This is a genomic window from Mammaliicoccus stepanovicii (genome assembly GCF_002902525.1).
Classification (GTDB): Bacteria; Bacillota; Bacilli; order Staphylococcales; family Staphylococcaceae; genus Mammaliicoccus; species Mammaliicoccus stepanovicii.
The window spans coordinates 8,859-29,142 of sequence record NZ_PPQZ01000118.1 but is presented as its reverse complement, the minus strand read 5'-3'; the positions used below and the strand labels follow the sequence as shown (position 1 = coordinate 29,142).

Annotated in this window: 21 protein-coding genes and 1 pseudogene; 10 read left to right on the top strand and 12 right to left on the bottom strand. The window is 31.3% G+C overall.

Features of this window, described 5'->3' with window-relative positions:
* The 4 genes and pseudogenes from CD111_RS12795 to CD111_RS11600 all read left to right on the top strand — a co-directional run.
* A pseudogene (locus CD111_RS12795) lies at window positions 1-248 on the top strand (poly-beta-1,6 N-acetyl-D-glucosamine synthase); the annotation flags it as partial.
* The gene (icaD, locus tag CD111_RS11610; protein WP_158245707.1) at window positions 245-523 is read left to right on the top strand and encodes an intracellular adhesion protein IcaD; all 279 of its coding nucleotides are present in this window, start codon (window positions 245-247) and stop codon (window positions 521-523) included. The pseudogene CD111_RS12795 and the gene icaD, both read left to right, overlap by 4 nt.
* Window positions 516-1,379: an intercellular adhesin biosynthesis polysaccharide N-deacetylase gene (icaB, locus tag CD111_RS11605; protein ID WP_095089506.1), complete on the top strand. Its 864-nt coding sequence runs from the start codon at window positions 516-518 to the stop codon at window positions 1,377-1,379. Before icaD ends, icaB begins: the two co-directional genes overlap by 8 nt.
* The gene (locus CD111_RS11600; protein ID WP_229726466.1) at window positions 1,372-2,436 is read left to right on the top strand and encodes an acyltransferase family protein; all 1,065 of its coding nucleotides are present in this window, start codon (window positions 1,372-1,374) and stop codon (window positions 2,434-2,436) included. The genes icaB and CD111_RS11600 overlap by 8 nt, the downstream gene beginning before the upstream one ends.
* Window positions 2,437-2,559: 123 nt before the next feature.
* Here CD111_RS11600 and CD111_RS11595 read toward each other — a convergent pair whose 3' ends face one another.
* Window positions 2,560-2,994, bottom strand: a complete 435-nt coding sequence (locus CD111_RS11595; protein ID WP_095089508.1) for a DUF3995 domain-containing protein — start codon at window positions 2,992-2,994, stop codon at window positions 2,560-2,562.
* A 40-nt stretch (window positions 2,995-3,034) separates the two neighbouring features.
* Complete coding sequence (locus CD111_RS11590) at window positions 3,035-3,850, bottom strand: metallophosphoesterase (protein WP_095089510.1); 816 nt, start codon at window positions 3,848-3,850, stop codon at window positions 3,035-3,037.
* A gap of 179 nt (window positions 3,851-4,029) precedes the next feature.
* On the opposite strand from CD111_RS11590, the gene merA reads away from it, so the two are divergent.
* Window positions 4,030-5,352 (top strand): hypothiocyanous acid reductase MerA, encoded by a 1,323-nt coding sequence (gene merA / locus CD111_RS11585; protein ID WP_095089512.1) that lies wholly within the window; start codon window positions 4,030-4,032, stop codon window positions 5,350-5,352.
* Between the two features lie 78 nt (window positions 5,353-5,430).
* Here merA and CD111_RS11580 read toward each other — a convergent pair whose 3' ends face one another.
* Window positions 5,431-6,045, bottom strand: a complete 615-nt coding sequence (locus tag CD111_RS11580) for a TetR/AcrR family transcriptional regulator (protein ID WP_095089514.1) — start codon at window positions 6,043-6,045, stop codon at window positions 5,431-5,433.
* A gap of 157 nt (window positions 6,046-6,202) precedes the next feature.
* Between CD111_RS11580 and CD111_RS11575 the strand changes: the two genes are divergently transcribed.
* Entirely contained in the window at window positions 6,203-7,486 is a 1,284-nt protein-coding gene (locus CD111_RS11575; RefSeq protein WP_095089516.1) for a YhgE/Pip domain-containing protein, read from the top strand.
* Window positions 7,487-7,580: 94 nt separating this feature from the next.
* Here the strand turns inward: CD111_RS11575 and mhqD are convergent, their stop codons facing one another.
* The 4 genes from mhqD to CD111_RS11555 form a co-directional block, all read right to left on the bottom strand.
* Window positions 7,581-8,171, bottom strand: a complete 591-nt coding sequence (gene mhqD / locus CD111_RS11570) for a methylhydroquinone degradation carboxylesterase MhqD (protein WP_095089518.1) — start codon at window positions 8,169-8,171, stop codon at window positions 7,581-7,583.
* 18 nt (window positions 8,172-8,189) lie between these two features.
* A complete protein-coding gene (locus tag CD111_RS11565; protein ID WP_095089520.1) occupies window positions 8,190-8,795 on the bottom strand; it encodes a flavin reductase family protein in 606 nt (201 codons plus the stop codon).
* 21 nt (window positions 8,796-8,816) lie between these two features.
* Window positions 8,817-9,785 (bottom strand): ring-cleaving dioxygenase MhqE, encoded by a 969-nt coding sequence (gene mhqE, locus CD111_RS11560; protein WP_095089522.1) that lies wholly within the window; start codon window positions 9,783-9,785, stop codon window positions 8,817-8,819.
* 66 nt (window positions 9,786-9,851) lie between these two features.
* Entirely contained in the window at window positions 9,852-10,283 is a 432-nt protein-coding gene (locus tag CD111_RS11555) for a MarR family winged helix-turn-helix transcriptional regulator (RefSeq protein ID WP_095089524.1), read from the bottom strand.
* A gap of 214 nt (window positions 10,284-10,497) precedes the next feature.
* Here CD111_RS11555 and CD111_RS11550 point away from each other — a divergent pair, with 214 nt between their 5' ends.
* Together CD111_RS11550 and CD111_RS11545 are read left to right on the top strand one after the other, a co-directional pair.
* Window positions 10,498-11,403 carry a PLP-dependent cysteine synthase family protein gene (locus tag CD111_RS11550; RefSeq protein WP_095089526.1) on the top strand — a complete coding sequence of 302 codons (906 nt, stop codon included), beginning with the start codon at window positions 10,498-10,500 and terminating at the stop codon, window positions 11,401-11,403.
* Window positions 11,396-12,538, top strand: coding sequence for a bifunctional cystathionine gamma-lyase/homocysteine desulfhydrase (locus CD111_RS11545; RefSeq protein WP_095089528.1), 1,143 nt, complete (start codon window positions 11,396-11,398; stop codon window positions 12,536-12,538). The genes CD111_RS11550 and CD111_RS11545 overlap by 8 nt, the downstream gene beginning before the upstream one ends.
* Before the next feature lie 83 nt (window positions 12,539-12,621).
* On the opposite strand, the gene norA is transcribed toward CD111_RS11545, so the two are convergent.
* Complete coding sequence (gene norA, locus CD111_RS11540) at window positions 12,622-13,770, bottom strand: multidrug efflux MFS transporter NorA (RefSeq protein WP_095089530.1); 1,149 nt, start codon at window positions 13,768-13,770, stop codon at window positions 12,622-12,624.
* A 152-nt stretch (window positions 13,771-13,922) separates the two neighbouring features.
* Here norA and CD111_RS11535 point away from each other — a divergent pair, with 152 nt between their 5' ends.
* On the top strand, window positions 13,923-14,738 hold the full coding sequence (locus CD111_RS11535) for a MerR family transcriptional regulator (protein WP_095089532.1): 816 nt from the start codon (window positions 13,923-13,925) through the stop codon (window positions 14,736-14,738).
* Between the two features lie 298 nt (window positions 14,739-15,036).
* On the opposite strand, the gene CD111_RS11530 is transcribed toward CD111_RS11535, so the two are convergent.
* The 3 genes from CD111_RS11530 to CD111_RS11520 are packed head-to-tail and all read right to left on the bottom strand — an operon-like array spanning window position 15,037 to window position 16,949.
* Window positions 15,037-15,717, bottom strand: coding sequence for a hypothetical protein (locus CD111_RS11530; RefSeq protein ID WP_095089534.1), 681 nt, complete (start codon window positions 15,715-15,717; stop codon window positions 15,037-15,039).
* On the bottom strand, window positions 15,710-16,591 hold the full coding sequence (locus tag CD111_RS11525; RefSeq protein WP_095089537.1) for an ATP-binding cassette domain-containing protein: 882 nt from the start codon (window positions 16,589-16,591) through the stop codon (window positions 15,710-15,712). Before CD111_RS11525 ends, CD111_RS11530 begins: the two co-directional genes overlap by 8 nt.
* Window positions 16,578-16,949: a GntR family transcriptional regulator gene (locus CD111_RS11520; protein WP_095089539.1), complete on the bottom strand. Its 372-nt coding sequence runs from the start codon at window positions 16,947-16,949 to the stop codon at window positions 16,578-16,580. The genes CD111_RS11525 and CD111_RS11520 overlap by 14 nt, the downstream gene beginning before the upstream one ends.
* A 300-nt stretch (window positions 16,950-17,249) precedes the next feature.
* Here CD111_RS11520 and CD111_RS11515 point away from each other — a divergent pair, with 300 nt between their 5' ends.
* Window positions 17,250-17,852, top strand: coding sequence for a DJ-1/PfpI family protein (locus tag CD111_RS11515; RefSeq protein ID WP_095089542.1), 603 nt, complete (start codon window positions 17,250-17,252; stop codon window positions 17,850-17,852).
* Between the two features lie 63 nt (window positions 17,853-17,915).
* Here the strand turns inward: CD111_RS11515 and CD111_RS11510 are convergent.
* Window positions 17,916-20,284, bottom strand: a 2,369-nt coding sequence (locus CD111_RS11510; RefSeq protein ID WP_103268516.1) for a CDP-glycerol glycerophosphotransferase family protein, incomplete at its 5' end; no start/stop codon positions are given.

Below are 20,284 nucleotides of genomic sequence, written 5' to 3'. Positions count from 1 at the left end.
CTATATTCCTATTATCAGCATTTTTACTTACATTTGTGAACATTATTCAATTTACACTGTCTTTAATTATCGACAGTAGATATGAACGTAAAAATAACTTCTTCGTTATTTTTCTAAGTTGGTATCCTACTTTTTATTGGGTTATCAATGCATTAGTGGTAATTTTTGCTTTTCCAAAAGCACTCAATCGAAAAAAAGGAGCGTATGCTACATGGTCAAGTCCCGACAGAGGAAACATCCAGGAATGAAATCAAATTTAAATTTTTTTAGAGAAACAATTGTGTTTATTGCATCATCCATACTTTGGTTATATTGTATTAGCGTTTTATTTGTAATGATTGGTTCACTGTTACCATTTCAAAGTGAATTCATTCAAATCGTCAGAGTTATATTAAATATTGAAGCAGCCGACATAGTAGACATCATCACTTATTTTGGTTTAGGTTCGTTAGTTATCTTAATCTATTTCACTTTTACTTTTACTTTTAACGTTAGAAGAAAGAGATCATTAACACATGAATAAGTTCAAAAAAATCTTCAACGTATTTATTGTCACTATCATCATCACTTCAATTTTTGACATACATTCTGGTACAACTTTTGCTAAGAAAAAATCACTCGGTGGCGAACAAAATGGATGTATCGCCTTAAATTATCATCGCGTAAGATCTGATGATTGGTTAGATAAAACATTATCACTATTTTCTAATAGTAAAGAATTAAAAATTTATAGTGTCACTGATACTCAATTTGAGTCTCATATCAAATGGTTAAAAAATCATGATGCAAATTTCTTAACTTTAAAAGAACTCGTTAAATATAAAGAAAAAGGTCAGTATCCTAAACGTTGTGTATGGATCAATTTCGATGATATGGATGAAAGTATTTTCCATAATGCTCATCCTATTTTGAAAAAATATAATGTGCCTGCTACTGGATTTGTTATCACAAACGAAATTGGACAAAATAATTTCCATAATATAAAACTTTCACCTAAAAAAGAATTGATTGAGATGGAAAAAAGTGGCCTTTGGACATTTGCTTCCCATACACATGACCTACATAGTGTTAAAAAGAACACTTCTAATCTCGTCATTAAAGCTAAAGATGGAGATATATCTACCGATATTAACAACAGTACAGCTTACTTAAGTAAAGAATTAAATGGTATGACAAATGCACTTGCTTATCCATATGGTCAAACTAATGATGATGTCATAAAACAGCTACAGAAAAAAACAGATATAAAATACGCATTTACGCTTGAAGAAAAAGCAATGCAACCAGATGATGACCAATATGTTATTCCAAGAGTACTGACAAGTGACGATGCATTTAACAAGTTAGTTAAGAAATGGAAAGGATTTAAACATGATTAAACAAAAACGTACTGAATTTATTTATATGAGAACATTTCTTTGTTTACTTATCGTATTAACACATATTTTAACCGAATTTAGTATTACAAATGAGCCTGATGATAATCAAATTAAAATTTTATATTGGATTAGAATGTTCTTCATCATTGGGACACCATCATTTATAGTCTTATCACAACTTTTAACGACATTGAATTACAATGATAAATTAAAAGCTGGATACTTAAAAAGTCGGTTAACATATATATTAATTCCTTATTTATTAATGGGTGCATTCTATAGTTATTCTGAAAGTTTAAAGATAAATGATCCATTTTTAAATCAGTTCACTGAAAACGTCATTCGAGGCAATTGGTACGGATATTTCATCATTATCATCATTCAATTTTTCTTTTTAAATTGGATTTTTTACAGAATTAACCCTAAGATATTGTTCTCTAAATGGAGTTTATTAATTGCATTTATTGTGAATACAGCATATTTATATGCATATCAAAATGTTGAATCTGTTACACATTTCATAGATTCATATTATCCAATTAGTTCTCAAACATTTATTGGTGGATGGATATTCTATTACTTCTTTGGCTCTTTCGTTGGACGTAATTACGAAAGAATAAAAGCCATTTCCCGCAACCACGTTGCACTCATGATATTCTGTGCTATGATTGCATTCTCTTTATTTGTAATCATTGGTAAACATGACTATTGGATGGTAGGGAGTACAGATTATCGTATTATCCTTTATGTCGGATTCATGTTTATATTACTCATTAATTTCAGTAATCAGTTTGAAACGTTTATGTTTGATTCAGTTGATCTTATCAATAGATATTCTTTATTTATTTACTTGCTTCATCCGATTATTTTATATGCTTTATTTGAATACACAAGTATTTTCCAAGATTATACATTAATCTTCATTCCAATATCATTATTATTTATTGTGGGTTGCTGTACTGGTGTCGGTATATTATTAAGAGAATTTAATATATTTCGATTTGTTATGGGAAAACAACCGTATAGTTCGGCGACTAAACATCCATATGTTCAGTAAAACATCATAAATGATTAGGACATAAATCAAAAAAAATAAGCATATCACTTAACTCATTCTAGTTTAAAAGTGATATGCTTATTTTTTATAATATCTTATGATTTTGTTTGAGACCTCTATTTGTCACTTCAACTTCTTTATTTTCAATAAATATATAAATAATCCTATGCCCCACAATAAAAATAATGGATCCCATACAAATGCTTGGCCAAAGGTTGTGTAAAAGTTAAAGTTTTCAATGATACCTAACACTTTTAACCATCCGATTATCGTGTTTAATCCACCATATAAAATAAGAAATATTGCCATTACAAATGATATGAAGTATACAACTTTATGATAATGATCTAACAAAGTTAAGGGTAACAACGTGACAAATGCCTTGAATATGGCGACTACAACTAAAGCCAAATTAACCCAAATGCCGTAATTTGCATTCAACGTAATTGCCCACTGTCCAACTGACTTTAAACCGACAACGCCACCAAAACCCCAATATAGTGAAAATAATGCATGAACCAAACCACATACAACAAAAATTGCGATATATTTTTTCATGATATCACCTATTTACTCTATTTTCTTTATATTTATATAACTATATTTCTATGATTTGAATCGTATTCTCAATTTCTTTCTTTAAATCCTTTGTACGCCATTCTCTTTGATATCCTAAACATGGACAAATATATTGAACCCCTTGTTCTTCAATCGTACTACGAAAATGAACATGCCCCATAATGCTGTACTTAATTGGATAAGTTGCATAAAACACATCAAAATCAGATGTTCCTATAAACGCATTAAAATAATCAAAGATCCTATGTGGCATTGGTACAGAAAACTGTTTATGTGTCACAATATGCGTCATCAAAATGATATTCTTATCTTTCACTTGTTCTAAATCACGCCTAACAGATTCTGCTGCTAGTTTAGACATTTCTAAATCTGACTTTCCCCACGCAATTCGTTCCTTATCAAGCCAAGTTGAACCGTAGTATTTTCTGCGTTCTAATCTTTCCATACTAAATTGACTTTGATCTGCAAAACTATAATCATACCAACCACTATGTCCTACAATTGCCCAATCATCATTCAAGATATAAGGACGACCTATTATACTTTCATCTTGTGATTTATAATATTCAAAGATTTCGTATGATGTTTTTTCTTCTTCGTCGTCACTCCAATAATCATGATTTCCAGGAATAAATAAAATTTCTGTTCGTGTCAGATGTTTCAAATTTTGAATAAATTGTACAGTTTGTTTATAATGATTTGAAATATCACCAGCAATCAATAGCACATCCAATTTCAAACGTCCTACTTCATATGCCAATATAGACTCATAATCTTTTGGATAATAGAGATTACTTCTATCTATATGTAAATCGGATATTGTGCCAATTTTCATGTCTATTACCCTACTTTCTTAAATGAATCTTTATCTACATTTTTATATTAACATATTCTTACTGTTAATCCTTAAATATAAAAATGGAATTTATTGACACTTGCAGAGCATCATTGAAGATTTATTTTATAAAAAGCTTTATAATTAAAGAAAGCATTTTATTAATGGAGGTCATATATTTGAAACACTATGATATGTTAATTATTGGTTTTGGTAAAGCTGGTAAAACACTGGCTAAAGATTTCGCAGGGCAAGGTAAGAAAATTGCTGTCGTTGAGCAAGACTCTAATATGTATGGTGGTACATGTATCAATGTTGGATGTATTCCTTCTAAGACATTACTACACGAAGGTATTGAGCATCACGACTTTAATCAAGCAATGCAACGTAAGAAAGATGTTGTTGGTGCATTAAATAAGAAAAATTTTGGTAATCTTGATTCAGATGAAAATATTGATGTATATACGTATAAAGCTCAATTTCAAGATAATGAAACAGTTGCACTACTAGATCAGAATGGTGAAACTGTGGAAACGATTCAAGCTACTGACATCGTTATTAACACAGGAAATCGTTCTAATATTCCAGATATTAAAGGGGTTAAAGATACAGAAGGAATATATGATTCTAAAGGCATTATGTCATTAGAAAATCAACCTGAAGAATTAATTATCGTTGGTGCTGGATATATTGCATTAGAGTTCGCTACTATATTCTCTAAACTAGGCAGCAAAGTTTCTGTCATTAACAATGACAAACATATATTAAAACCTGAAGACAAAGACATCGCGTCTAGCGCTTATGAACAATTGGTTGCTCAAGGTATTAATTTTATCGATGATGTTACAGTAACAGAATTCTCAACAAATAATGGCAAACCAACTGTACACACAAACAATGGTTCACATCATGCAGATGCAATATTACTTGCTACTGGTCGCGTTCCAAACACAGATATTGGATTAGAGAATACAGACATTGAACTTGGTGATCGAGGCGAAATTAAAGTAAATTCAAGCTTACAAACAACTGTAGACCATATTTATGCAGTTGGAGATGTTAAAGGTGGACCACAATTTACTTATATTTCATTAGACGACTATCGTATCGTTAAAGACCAACTTGTTGGAAATAAGGAACGCACTATTGAAAACAGAGGTCATGTCCCTTATACAGTATTTATCGATCCACCATTAAGTCGAGTTGGTATGACGGCTAGCCAAGCTAAGAAAGAAGGCTACAACATTAAAGAAGGTATGATAGAAGTTAAAAATATACCACGACATAAGATCAATAACGATGATCGCGGATTACTAAAAGTAGTTGTCGATGCAGATACATCTTTAGTGTTAGGTGCAAGTCTTTACGCTAAAGAATCAGAAGAAATGATTAATTTAATCAAACTTGCTATGGATCAAGAAATCCCTTATACAACACTAAGAGACAATATTTACACGCATCCTACAATGACAGAGTCATTTAATGACTTATTTAAAGTATAATTAAATTGAGAAGCCCACATCGCTTAATGTGTATCATTGCGATGTGGGCTTTTTTCATTGGGATTAATTTGAAACACGTTAGTTTCCTCTTTCATCAACCAATTGTTTTAAGATTGACAATGGACCTGTTGTAGCTATTTTGAGGACATATTGAACTAAGTCGTCAACGGAAACTCTATCGGAATCATTCACCCAATATGTAATCATAGAGAACATAGATCCCGATACATAACTTAAATAATAATCAATCGGTATACCGAATACCGTTTCATTGTCCCCTATTAAATATGTAATGTTTTTGTTAATCATCCCAAAAATTTGTTCTTCTATCATACTTTTTCTACCCATTCCTAGGATAACTTGGTAAAACGCTAAATTCTCATTAATATGTTCGAGGACTTTTTTTATCACGAGATTTGAAAATTCCTGCATAAATTCTTCTACTGTTTTATTGCTTAAATCCAATTGGCTTATATCTAAATATGATTTGATTTCAACTATTTTTTCATTTTCCATTTCTTCTAATAATACGTATTTATCTTCAAAATTTAAATAAAAAGTTCCTCGGTTAACATCTGCTAAATCTGAAATTTGCTGTATCGTAATATGTTCGATATTTTTTTCACTTAATAATTGAATAAATGCTTGTTTTATCGCGGTTTTACTTTTTCTTACACGTCGATCTTCTGCCAAATTGAAAACCTCTCCTTCTTTTAATAGACAATATATATTTATTTGTTGATTAATTAACGTATTGTTATAAATTGACGATTGAATGATGTTGTAATTCTATTATAATAAACAATGTCATTATTAATCAACACAATGTTTATTATCAAGGAGGTATATGATGAATATATTTAAAAAGAAACTATTTTGGATGACTCCTATACTTGTAATCGTTATTTTATTACTTTTAGCAATAGCGTTTTTACCAGCATATAATCCTGAACCAAAATCAATCCCAATAGCTATCGTCAACCAAGACCAAGGTATGACCATGCAAGATAAGCAAGTCAATATCGGTAAAACTTTTGCTGATAAAATTAAAGATAACAAAGACTTATCCGAAAAAGTAGATTGGGTAACAGTTAAAGATGAATCATATTTAAAACAAGGCTTTAAAGATAACAAGTATTATGGCGCACTCGTATTAGATCAAAACTTTTCAAAAGATTCATTAAGTAAAGTTCAAAAAACAGTACAAGAAGCCAAAATAAAAGAAATGAAAGAAAAAATAAAGCGTGGTCAAATACCACCTGAACAAGCTGCAAAAATGCAAAGTTCACATAAAGGTGAACCGATAACAGTTAAACAAGGTCAAGCCAAAATTATCGTCAATCAAGGTGCGAGTTTGCAAGGCTCACAAATTGCGAATCAAATGCTAACTGGTATTGGTGATAAACTTAATACGCAAATTTCAAAACAAGGCATAAACACATTAAAGAAAACGAATGTTGATGTTTCAGCTTCTGATATTGAAGATATTACAAACCCAGTTAAAGTTGATAAAGTAACCATGAACAAAGTGAAATCTCATCAAGGAAACGGAAATATGGCATTCCTCATGTTCACGCCAGTATGGTTAGCTTCATTAATAGGGTCTGTCATCTTATTCTTCTCATTCAGAACAAGTCATAACGTTACAGTTAAAGACAGATTTATTGCGACACTCGGACAATTAGGTGCCGCTCTTGTAACTTCATTAGTAGGTGGATTTGGATATGTATACTTCATGTCAGGTGTCCTTAATGTCACAATAGACCAACCAAATACAATAGCACTTTATATTTCAATTGCTATCTTATCATTTATCAGTTTAATACTAGGTTGTATGACTTGGCTTGGAATTAAAGTCGTACCATTGTTCATGATTTTATTATTCTTTAGTATGCAACTCATCATGCTACCGAAACAAATGTTACCTGAATTCTATCAAGACTATATGATAGGTTGGAATCCTTTCAGACACTATGCTGAGACATTGAAAGGGTTATACTATTTAAACCAAAGCATTGAATTGAATAGCACAATGTGGATGTTTATAGGATTCATTATATTTGGTGGTATCTCAACAATGACAGCAGCTATCGTAAGAAAACATAGTGAAAAAAGAACTGAAGTACCATCATAAAACCACCACAACAGGTTAGGACATAAATCCATATAAATATCGTATTTATAAAAAAACTAGGACAATTCATTGAAATGTCCTAGTTTTTTTATATTTATAATATATTTCTTGCTTTTATTACCGCTTCTTGTGTGATTTCATGACTATTTACCCAAGTTTCATGAACTTTTGCACCACGCTCTTTAAATATTTCAATGACGCGTTTACTTTGTTCTAATGTTACGATTGGATCTTGTTCACCCATCGATAAGAATACTTCAAAGTTTGTTAAATCTTTATGATTATCTTTTAAGTCTAGCGGATATAATGGTGCGAATAACAATGCTTTCTTAAATGGTGCTTCATCTCTTAATGCTAAATTAATTGCCATATTAGCACCATTAGAAAATCCAACTAAGATTAAATTTTCTAAATTAAATTCATATTCTTTGGCACTTTTTTCAATAAAATCATATAATTCTTGGCTTCTGAACTTCAAATCTTCTAAGTCATATTCGCCTTCTCGAAGTCTTCTAAAGTATCTTGCCATACCATTTTCGTCTACTTCTCCTTTAACACTTAACACACTATAGCTAGGATCAAGCATTTCGGCTAATGGTAATAAATCTCTCTCATTTCCACCAGTACCATGTAATAGTAAAAATACTGGCTTACCTTGTTCACCTTGTTTAAATATGTGCTTCATCATTTCCCACTCCTATCTTTACGGTCTTTGAATCGCGAAAGTACGGCCAATTTCAGCATAATCATTTCCTGCTAGTCTACTTATCGCATTTAATTTATCTTTGTTAATATATCCATCATCATAGATTGATTCATCAAAATGATATTGATTTACTTTAAAGAGTAACAGATCACTCACGATGGATTCACCATCTTTAATTTCTATAGCATCATACAAAGATGTTTCAAATCGAACTTTACTTTCTCGTAGTCCAGGAACTGCTACGGTGCTAGATTCCACAGTATTAAAAGTCGTTCGTTCTAATTCACTTTCATTACTACTTAACATTGCTGCGGTTTGATTCGCATTCTCAACATTTTCATTATCTATGATATGAATAACCGCTTCTTTGTTCTGCAATATATTGCGTGCTGTATCTTTTGATTTTCCATTTACTCTTTGTACAGCAATGGATAAGATAGGTGGTTCTGAAGATACAACGTTAAAGAAGCTAAATGGTGCAATATTTAATATTCCATCATCCGATTGTGTCGTTACAAGTGCAATCGGTCTTGGTATAACTGATCCTATCAACAATTTATAGTTTTCTTTTTGTGTTAAATTTTCAGGATTTATCTTTCTCATCAGAACCACTCCATCCATTTATTAGTTATGATTTCTTGTCGTATCAAACGGTTTTATTTCAGATTCAATGAAGTCACGTTTTTCTTCTAAAAATGGTGGTAAAGCTAGACTTTCTCCTAGTGTTTCATATGGTTCGTCTCCCATGAAACCAGGTCCATCTGTAGAAACTTCAATTAATATGTGACCAATTCTTGCATATAAAGCTTCAAAGTAGAAACGGTCAACGATTCCTGAGTTTCCTATACGTGCTTCTTTATATTTTTCTTCCCATGCTTTAATAGCATCGTGATCTTTCAATCTAAATGATACGTGGTGAACTTCACCGTAACCTTGTCTTGCTTCAGGTCCTTGGTCGTCTTTTCTTAATATAACTTGTCCGCCATTGCCACCTTCTCCGACATTTAATAAAGTCACATCTTCTTCTTCGATGATTGGTGTCATACCATATACTTCTTGTAGTACTGTTTTGAAATCATCATAATAACTAACTGTAATTTCTATAGGTCCTAATCCATAAATAGCTTTGTCTTCTGGAACAGGTCCGTTTTTCCAAGGAATTCCGGGTTTTACACCTTCATTTAACTCATCTGAAATTAATTGATATCTTTGGCCATCTTCTTCTTCGAAAGGTAGAACTTTCTTGCCGAACAATTCTTGAATGCCGTTATGTTTTACGCCAAATTGTTCAAAACGGTCTAAATAATAGTCTAATGCCGCATCATTTGGAACGCGGAATGCTGCTCGACTAATTGAGTTAGTACCTCTACTACCTTTAGGATTATTTGGGAAATCAAAGAACGTCATGTCAGTCCCTGCTGATCCTTGATCATCTGCGAAAAATGTGTGATACGTATATATGTCATCTTGATTTACTGTTTTCTTTACTAAGCGCATGCCTAATATTTCTGTGAAAAATTTATAGTTTCTAACTGCATCATTTGTCATAGCAGTTACATGGTGGATACCGATAAGTTCTGGTTTATTCATTATAATTTCCTTCTCTCTTTATATTTTATTTAGAATTCGAAATAATATCGTTGTAAAATTTTTTCTTGTTTATTCTACTGAAAATGCACTGATCTTCTTTAGAGCAGTTCTTAATATAGAAAGTTCTTCGTCTTCTAAAGTTGAAAATGCTTGTTCAATTGTTTGTTCATGCTGTGGGAATATATCTTCCATTAACTTATACCCTTTATCTGTTAGAACTGCATATGTGATACGTTTATCTGTTGTATCTTGTCGCCTCGTAACGTACGCCTTCTTTACTAATTGGTCAATCACATAAGTTGTACTGCTGCTAGCAACTAAGATGCGTTCTTTAACTTTTTGAATAGGTTGATCACCTTTATGAAATAACAGTTCCATAACAGCAAATTCAGTAATATTTAAACCGTAATTCTTCATATCTTGCTTAACAATACGGTCTAACGTGTCGTTCGTTCGTTTAATTCCTACTAATGCTTTTAAAGATTCTTCTGTCCTGTTCATGTCATCACCTACCTGTATATTATTTCGATTTCGAGATAATTGTAACGCCTCACAAAATAAATGTCAATACATTTGAGTATAAAAATTATACTCATTTCAATTGGTAATATTCGGAATTTTCAAACTAAAATCATTTAATTGCCTTTCTCTTTTAAATAACATATAATTCTTATTGAAATACTAGGTTATTAAATTTAATTAATGGAGCTCACTAATGAAACCTTTTCATTTAATAGGTCATACACCACTTGTGTTACTCGAAAGTTACAGCACACATTCTGTAAAAATTTACGCAAAATTGGAAATGTATAACTTAGGTGGTAGCATTAAAGACCGCCTTGCGAAACATTTAATCGAACATGCATTACAACAACAAGCTATTTCAATCGGTGACACTATTGTAGAAGCAACAGCAGGCAATACAGGTATTGGGTTAGCCATTGTTGCGAATCACTACAATTTAAATTGCGTCATCTTCGCACCAGAAGGATTTTCTGAAGAAAAGATGGACATCATGAGGACACTTGGTGCAGACGTAAGAAGAACACCTCGGGAAGAAGGTATGCTTGGCGCACAGAAATACGCTAAAGCATATGCAAATTCACATCACGCATACTATATTAATCAATTTGAAAATAAAGAAAATCCAAATGCATATGTAAATACACTTGCACAAGAAATATTAACATCATGTCCAGAAATTGATTACTTTGTTGCTGGTGCGGGATCAGGTGGTACTTTCACAGGTACTGCATCAGTCTTGAAGGAGCATTACGTCAAGAATATCATCGTAGAACCTGAAGGCAGTATATTAGCAGGTGGTAACCCACACAGTCATGATACTGAAGGGATTGGCGTTGAAAAATGGCCATCTTTCTTAGACAAATCATTGATTGATGACATTAAAGTTATAAGCGATATTGATGCGTTTACTCAAGTTAGAAATCTTGCAAAGACTGAAGGTATACTGTCTGGAAGTTCATCAGGTGCAGCATTACAAGCAGCAGTAGAAGTTTCTAAAGAAATCGAACATGGTCATATTGTCGTCATTTTCCCTGATGGTAGTGACCGATACATGTCGAAAAATATATTTAATTATGGAGGAAATAACAATGAATAAAAAAACATTATTAATACATGGTGGTAAAACAACAGATGAATTTACAGGTGCCGTTACGACACCAATTTATCAAACAAGTACGTATGAACAAGATGAAATCGGTGAATTGAGACAAGGTTACGAATATTCACGTACTGCTAATCCTACTCGAACAGCATTAGAATCACTCATTACTGACTTAGAACATGGTACTTCAGGATATGCATTTGGTTCAGGCATGGCAGCTATTTCAGCGGTTATTATGTTATTAGACAAAGGAGATCATATCCTTGTTAATTCAGATGTTTATGGTGGTACATACCGTGCCCTTACTAAAGTCTTTACACGTTTCGGAATCGAATTTGATTTTATTAACACAACTGATGTTAGCAAGATAAAAGATTCAATTAAACCAGAAACGAAAATGATCTTTATAGAAACACCTTCAAATCCTTTATTACAAATTACAGATATTCAAGCAGTAAGTAATCTTGCTAAACAACATGATTTATTAACTGTTATTGATAATACATTTATGACACCATACTTCCAAAATCCATTAGACTTTGGTGCAGATATTGTCGTACACTCAGCTACAAAATACTTAGGTGGACATAGTGATGTTGTTTCAGGTTTAGTCGTAACAGCAAACGAAGACTTAGGTGAAAGAATTGGGTTCATCCAAAACTCAACTGGTGGTATTCTTGGACCACAAGATAGCTATTTATTAACACGCGGTATTAAAACATTAGGTATCAGATTAGAACAAATTAATAAAAATGTTAAAGATATCGTCCAATTATTAAATAATCACGATGCAGTTGTTAAAACAATTCACCCACTTAACGAAGACCATGTGAATAGAGATATCCATTTACAACAAGCTTCAGGATACCCAGGTATCATATCATTTGAAGTATCTGATGTAGAAAAAGCTAAAGAAGTAATCCGCCACACTAAACTATTTACATTAGCTGAAAGTTTAGGTGCTGTAGAAAGTTTAATTTCTGTACCTAGTTTAATGACACATGCTTCAATACCAGCAGAAATTCGTCATAAAGAAGGTATTGCAGATGGCATGATTAGATTATCTGTAGGTATAGAAGATACTGAAGATTTAGTAGCAGACCTTGAACACGCATTGAACCAAATATAATATAGAAATAAAGAAAAACCAGCATGCCTTTTATCAAAAAAGGCATGCTGGTTTTTTGTTAGTCACAATTCGATGTATAACATTTAAAACTTCAACTTATCAGGTCTATAGAAGAATACAATTACAGCAGCCACAACAAAGAATGCCATTGCGACATATAACGGGAAGTTAATATTGATATCAAATACGACACCTGCTACAAGAGGTCCGATTAAGTTACCGACACTTGTTGAAGCAGAATTTAAGCCCCCTGCTGTACCTTGATTATTTCCAGCTAATTTTGAAAAATAATTTGTCATTGATGGTCTTATTAAATCAAATCCTATAAATATGACAAAACTCACGAGCATAACGGCTAAATAATTAGACGCCACTAAAAATACGCCTAAAATAATAACAGAATAAATTAGCGAATATAATGTTAACTTAATTTCTCCAATTTTACCTACAAGTTTCTCAAATAAGAACAATTGGAATATAACCCCTACTATTGCACCACCCGTAATAGCAATTGAAATATCTTTCGGTTCAAAACCTACTTTTTCAGCAGTATATAAAGAGAACATTGTTTCAGTTGATGCCAATCCATATGAAAGAATTAACATAATAATAACTGGTACCACAAATAATTTATATGGGAATGGTTCCTTTACTTTAGGTTTTCTATACGCTTCTTCAACATCGTCATCTGTAGCTTCCTTCAATAAAAATATTGAAAATAGTAATGCTACAATTCCGAGTCCACCTGCAAAATAAAATGGTGCGCGATGTGAAATTTCTGCCAAGAAGCCGCCTACGCCAGGACCTACTATGAATCCTGTATTAATTACAGCAGACATATAACTGAAATTTTTCGCACGACTCTCGTGTGTAGAGAGATCACCAATCATACCGTTTACACCTGGCATGACAAATGCTGCACTTATACCGCCTAACATTCTAGACAAGAGCAATACGGTAAATGAATCTCCTACAGCAAATATAAATTCAGATATCGAGAACAATAACAAACCGATGATAATAATGATTTTCTTACCAAACTTATCAGCGAATCGCCCTCCAAATGGTGAAGCAATCATTTGAAATAGCGCGAACACGGCAACAAGTACGCCTAAATCTGAACCATTTAAATTTAAATCATGTAAAATCGTTGGCAATACTGGTATCACGATACTAATGCCTAAAAACATTAGAAATATATTAAAATATAATACATTTAGTTTATTCTTCATAGTAACCTCCCTGCAAATAACTTTTGTAATAAAATGAGTGATTTCACTATATTCTAATCTATTTATTTTCATTTGCATAACAATATACAAACTTTAATATATTCAATTTAAAGTGTATAGTAACTATATAGTCAAGTGGAGGAAACTAAATTATGAAAAAAATAAACCATATACCTATTAGCGAGTTTGCTACACTTACAAATGTGAGTCGTCAAACCCTTATTTATTATGACAAAATCAACCTTTTCAAGCCAGATTACAAGAACGACATCGGTTACCGTTATTATTCAGTAAAACAAATTGAATTTATTCATGTCATAACTTTATTAAAGGATTTAGGCATGTCATTAAAAGAAATTAAACACTATACCCAGAACAAATCACCTGAAAGTTTCTTAGATTTAATGATTGCTCAAAAACAAGTATTACAAGCTCAAAGAGAACGTTTGAATCATAATGAAATGATAATAGATGAGAAGATAAACTTCATTAGAGAAGCACGTCAGATAGCTTTTGATCAAATTTCAATCCAATACATTGAAGATACAACTTTCTACATAAGTGACAATATTAACAATGTGTCAGAACTTGATTTCCTTATCTCTGTAAATCAATTTGTAGATGAGCTCAAATCACACGCACTCTTTTCTAGTCAACCCATTGGTGTCGTCTCCAATAGACAGGAAATATTAAACCATGACTTCTATAACTACAGTTATTTATACGTCAAAATTCCGAATAATAAAAATCACTTCAAAAACACCATTACATTAAATGGCCGTTACGTCATTGGTTATCATTTCGGTGCTGATGACAACATTAATCAGACATACGAGAAGATGCTTCACCTCATAGAAAGTCAACATTATACGATTGGACACTACATATTTGAGGAATACGTATACGATTCCGTCATTAAAAATAACCAGCATGAATTTATCACGAAAATCATGATTGAGATCGATTAATATAGGCAGTCCTAAATCAAATTTCTCTCCGAAACTAGAAAAATCGTAAAATACCTTTACTTAGTAAAGCCATTTTACGATTATTTCTGTTCTATTTTGCTAGATTATCCAATCTAGCTACTTAGACCTCTCCTATTTTGCTAGATTATCCAATCTAGCTACTTAGACCTCTCCTATTTTGCTAGATTATCCAATCTGGCTACTTAGACCTTTCCTATTTTGCTAGATTACTCAATCTTGCAATATAGACACACATATTGAACCCGCGGCATCATATATGTCGCGGGTTTTCATGATATTAATCTTTTAAAGTAACACGTATCATTAATGGATATATTAACAATGCGCTTATTAAACCAGCTAATCCTAATATATGGAATGTTTGATATGCATGATCAAATACCCAATTCACTAATGGATTCACATCACCCACTACGATCCATACAAATATGACAACACCAACAGCAAATAAACCGATTAAAGTTGGAATAATACCAACACGATATATGATTGCTGCTACTAAGAAACAAATGCCTGCTAAAAACATAACAGTTAGAAAATCAATCCACGCATAATCAAATCCATTAATGTTTGGAACTAAATCTCCTATTCTTGCCAAGTCTAAGTTGACATCTGTAAACTTTGTCATAAGGTCAATAATAAATATAATCAATTCATGTATAGCTAACATAATAAATACAAATATAATATAGCTTATCCATGCACTTAAAATGTATTGTTTTCTAGTCGCACCTAGTTCTATTGACGCTTTAAAAGGATCCCCAAATAAAAATAGTGGCATAAAACCTAATATACCAATAATTGGCCCTGATATAACAGGTTTGAAATTTTCAAGCTCATTGAATATAGCAATTGCTACATAAACACCTGCAAGGACGAGTAGAACAATTGTAAAAGTATAAATTTGTAATCTTAGGTCTTTAAATATGATTGAAAAAGAACCCTTTAAATTATTCATGGTTGGCCTCCTTTGTCACTGTCATATTCACTAAATAATCTTGAATACTCGCTTTATCAACCTTTACATTCAATGACTGACACTTCTGCTTTAATTCATCAGCATATTCTACATCTACCATCACTTTATATTGGTTCATAATTTTTGTTTCTTCAATAATATCTTTGTTCGTTACAACTTGATTGATGTTTTCTAATTTACCAACAAGTACGGCACCTCTAGTTTGGAAATATTCAATTGGTTCGTGCAACTTCACTTGCTTGTTCGAAATGACGACGAGTTTCTCACAAATTTGTTCAATTTCTCTAATATGATGCGATGCAATCATAATATATCTAGGGTCATCTTCAAATGATTTTCGCAATGCTTGGATAAACAACTTTCTCATATATGCATCTAAACCATTTGTAGGTTCATCTAACATCGTCACTGGTGCATGACTTGCTAAGCCAATAACACTTTGTAGCATCGATTGCATACCTTTTGAAAATTGTTTAATCTTCTTCTTCCGAGGTAATTCAAACAAATCAATTAAATAATCCGCTTCATCTTGATTCCAATATTCATTAAACATTGATGCAAATTTGATAGCATCGTTTACATTCCACGACTTAGCAAAATAATGATTCTCTCTCATATACGTAATTTCTTTCATCGCTTTACCGTTATTATATGGGTTATGACCTAATATAGATATACGACCACTGTTCTGATATTCTTGTCCAGACATTAATTTCATCAATGTTGTCTTACCAGAACCATTACGACCCCATACGCCAATAATCATCGGTTCATCATCTTGAAAAGTTAAATTTTGAAGAATGAATTCATCTTTATATTTGAAAGACACATCTTGAATATCAATGATTGTCATAGTCTTCTTCCACCCTTCTTAATAATTCCTGTTTAGTAATATTCAATCGCTTAGCTTCTTTAATCATGTTCTGAATATAAGTATTCGAGAAATCTTGCATTCTCGTATTTACTAGCTTGTCGCGCGCATCTTCAGCTATAAATACACCAATTCCCCTCTTTTTAACAACAATACCTTCATCCATTAACAAGGAAATTCCCTTTTGAGCCGTCGCTCTATTAATGTTATAAAAGCTTGAAATCTCTGTTGTAGAAGGAATTTGCTCACCTTCAGACAGTAATCCTTCAACTAAATCATCTTTAATCATATCTGCAATCTGCAAAAATATAGGTGTTTCCTCATTCAAAATAGGTTTCATATTCATTCTCCTTATACATTGACATGATTGGTTGATTAGTTGTGTAATCAACTATAATATCAACTGCACATTTTGTCAATCATACTTTATCTATATTATGTTTCGAAATTTTCAATAACCTCATTATATCAGTATTTACAAGATATAAAATTAAATAAAAAAAGTCACCCCACCTAAAATTAGGTTGATGACTTTAACATCAAAATAACGACCAACTCGCACAATACTTTCCATTATCAGAAGAGTACCATATAATAAAAATAAATAGTAACCCAATAACAATACAAGGAAGTGTCCATAATGAAAAAAGCACTAATCGTATTAACAGAAGCATATGCAGATTGGGAAGTTAGTTACATCGCACCAGAATTAGCTATGACACAACAATTCGAAATAAATACCGTTTCACTAGAATCACCTCAAGTTACATCAATCGGTCAATTAAAAACGAATATCGATTATACAATCGATCAAGTAACAGAGCCATTCGACGCCCTCATTATCATAGGCGGAAATAGCTGGGGTAATCTAGAAGATGACCGCCTACTAAACCTTATTAGAACGTCACTGGACAACAATGTTGTTGTCGGCGCAATATGTGGTGCAGTGGATTACTTTGCAAGAAACGGTCTCCTAACTGGCTTTAAACATACAGGAAACGACCAAAAACACTGGACTACCGAAACATACAATCAATATATCAACTATGAAGATTTCATAGTACAAGATAGCGTTAGAGACAGACATCTCATTACATCAAACGGATCAAACAGCATTGACTTTTGTTTCAATATATTAGAAGCATTAAACGTGATTGACTCCGAACAAGCAGAACAAAACAAAACATTCTACAAATTAGGCTATACTGCTTATAAAGAAAAGTATGGAGAAATTGGTGGATGAATAAGTTTGCAGAAAAAACCATCTCAAGAACAATACTTGAGATGGTTTTATTCAATATAACGTTTATTTTTCTAGATTTGATAAAATACTTTGATATATTCTCTCGTTATTGTTCTTATCATTAAAATCAAATATATGTTTTTTATCTATATTTAAATTATGATCATCATTATTCATTACTGCATTATTAATTCTCTCTATTAAATTTTTCTCTTCATAGACGATATCACCTAAGAACGTCTCATGTATTGGTCGTAATATACCTTTTCTAAAGAAACGTTCAACATCAAAATGATAAAAAATAACAGGTTTGTTCATATAGGTAAAATCAAAACTAACACTACTATAATCAGTAATTAATAAATCATGTTCTATAAGTAACGATTGAACTGTCTTTTGACCCAATTCAACATATTGTACTTTTAGTTCATTACTCATCAAATATAATTTGAAATAATTTTGTGATCTATAATGAGGATAAAAATTAACTTCCACACCTTGGTGCTCAATTAACTTATTTAATTTTGGATTTTTGATTAAGTTTAAATACCTTTCTAAGTATTCACTATTTTCAAACGCAAAATCACTATTTAACCAATCTCTCCATGTAGGCATAATGAGTATTTTCTTTATACTGTTATCATTGCTTTTGATTGGTAATTTATCAAAACGAGAAAGACCCGTGATGTATACATTTTCTTCATCATAACCAAGCTCATTTACAACAACATCGTACTTCTCACTGGAACTACTAACATTAAACATATCGAACGGCAATTCATAATGAAATTTATGGTACTCAACACTTTTTCTACCTAGAACCCCATGTTGTAGAAAAACCTTAAATGTATCTTCATAACCATAAAACCCTTTAGCAGGTTTATACGGTAAGATATTCTCAAAATCATGAGTACTTACTAACACTTTAGCTTTACTTGCAATTTCATAATGTTTAAGTGACCCAAATTTAATTACATTCTTTTTATTTTTTATCTGTTCATAATCTATAGAATCTTCATCTATAACATAGTATGCATCTACATTCGTATTGTTTCGCAACCAGTCAAAGAAGATAATGCCATTATCTTGGGCAGTATCAAATCGTTCTCCAATTAACCAAATATTATCGTCTTTCTCATTATTACTCATCAATTCATGTTGTTTATTCGAAATAGAAAATCGTTCTAATTTGATATTTTTAAATGGTGTTATCGTACTTAAGTAATATACGTTTCCATCGTGATTTTTTATATTTTTTCTAGAAAAATAATTATCTTTTTTATATTCTTTAGTCCTAAATCTAATTTTTTCCCTACGTACTAGGTTATTTTGTTCTCTTATCGTTATAAATAAATCAATCACTGTTTTCGGTTTTGAAATTATAGTTTCTATTTGGTTATAATCAATCTCAATTTCTGTCTCACCAGGATCAATACAATACTCTATAGTTTCTTTACTATACCTATCTTCATATGATAATGAGAATGTACAATGACTATATATATCATCAGCCTTAACAAAGAAATTTATTGATCTATCATTTATATAATTAATCCCATTTTTAAGAAATGGTTTTTTATAGTTTACGAACATACCTTTTTTAGATATAAATTCAATATAATAAAATTCATTTCTAACACTTAAAGGCGTACGATAGATTACTTTTGATTTATTATTTTCTGAAATACTAAAAATAACTTTTCTATTCGTATTCCTTTCAATAGCTTCTACATATAATTTTTTGCCAATACGATTATCTACAAAGACATCATAAGGTATTTTACATGTTAATTTTTGTCCATTATATGTTAAAGGATATTTACTTAAAACTTCATCCTCATTATCTGTCATAACAATATTTAAGTGTTTTTCAATTTTATTATTTTCACTTTCTTGAAAATTAACTATAAAGCCTGATTTATCAGGTGTTTCGCGTATCAATATATCATTAACATTAAAAACTTTATGGTGAATGTTGAATGTACTTTTATAAACTAATAAATTCATAGAATTTAGATTAAAGTCATGTTTATTATTAAAAATTGCAAGATAAGCATTCTGACCATTTATTAGATGAATTGATTCATAACTATGCATCTCTAACTGTTCTATACTTTTCAGTGGAATAGCGTACTCCGATTCACTTCTTTTATATAAGAAAATTTCATTTTCATATTGTTTATTCATTAACCTTATTTTAGTGAAATTCAAATCTGAATTTACATTCAAAATAAGTCTTGCTTTATTTATTGACACACTCAATTTAATCTCATCACTGATGTATAAGTAACTATCATCCACAATTTTAATATTTATACTTTTTGAACAATCTAATTCACATAATTTATTGTCAATTTCTATGTATTTATTTTCTGCAATGTTATTTCTAATCCATAACTTTTTTTTATTATAATAGCAATCTAATTTCAAAA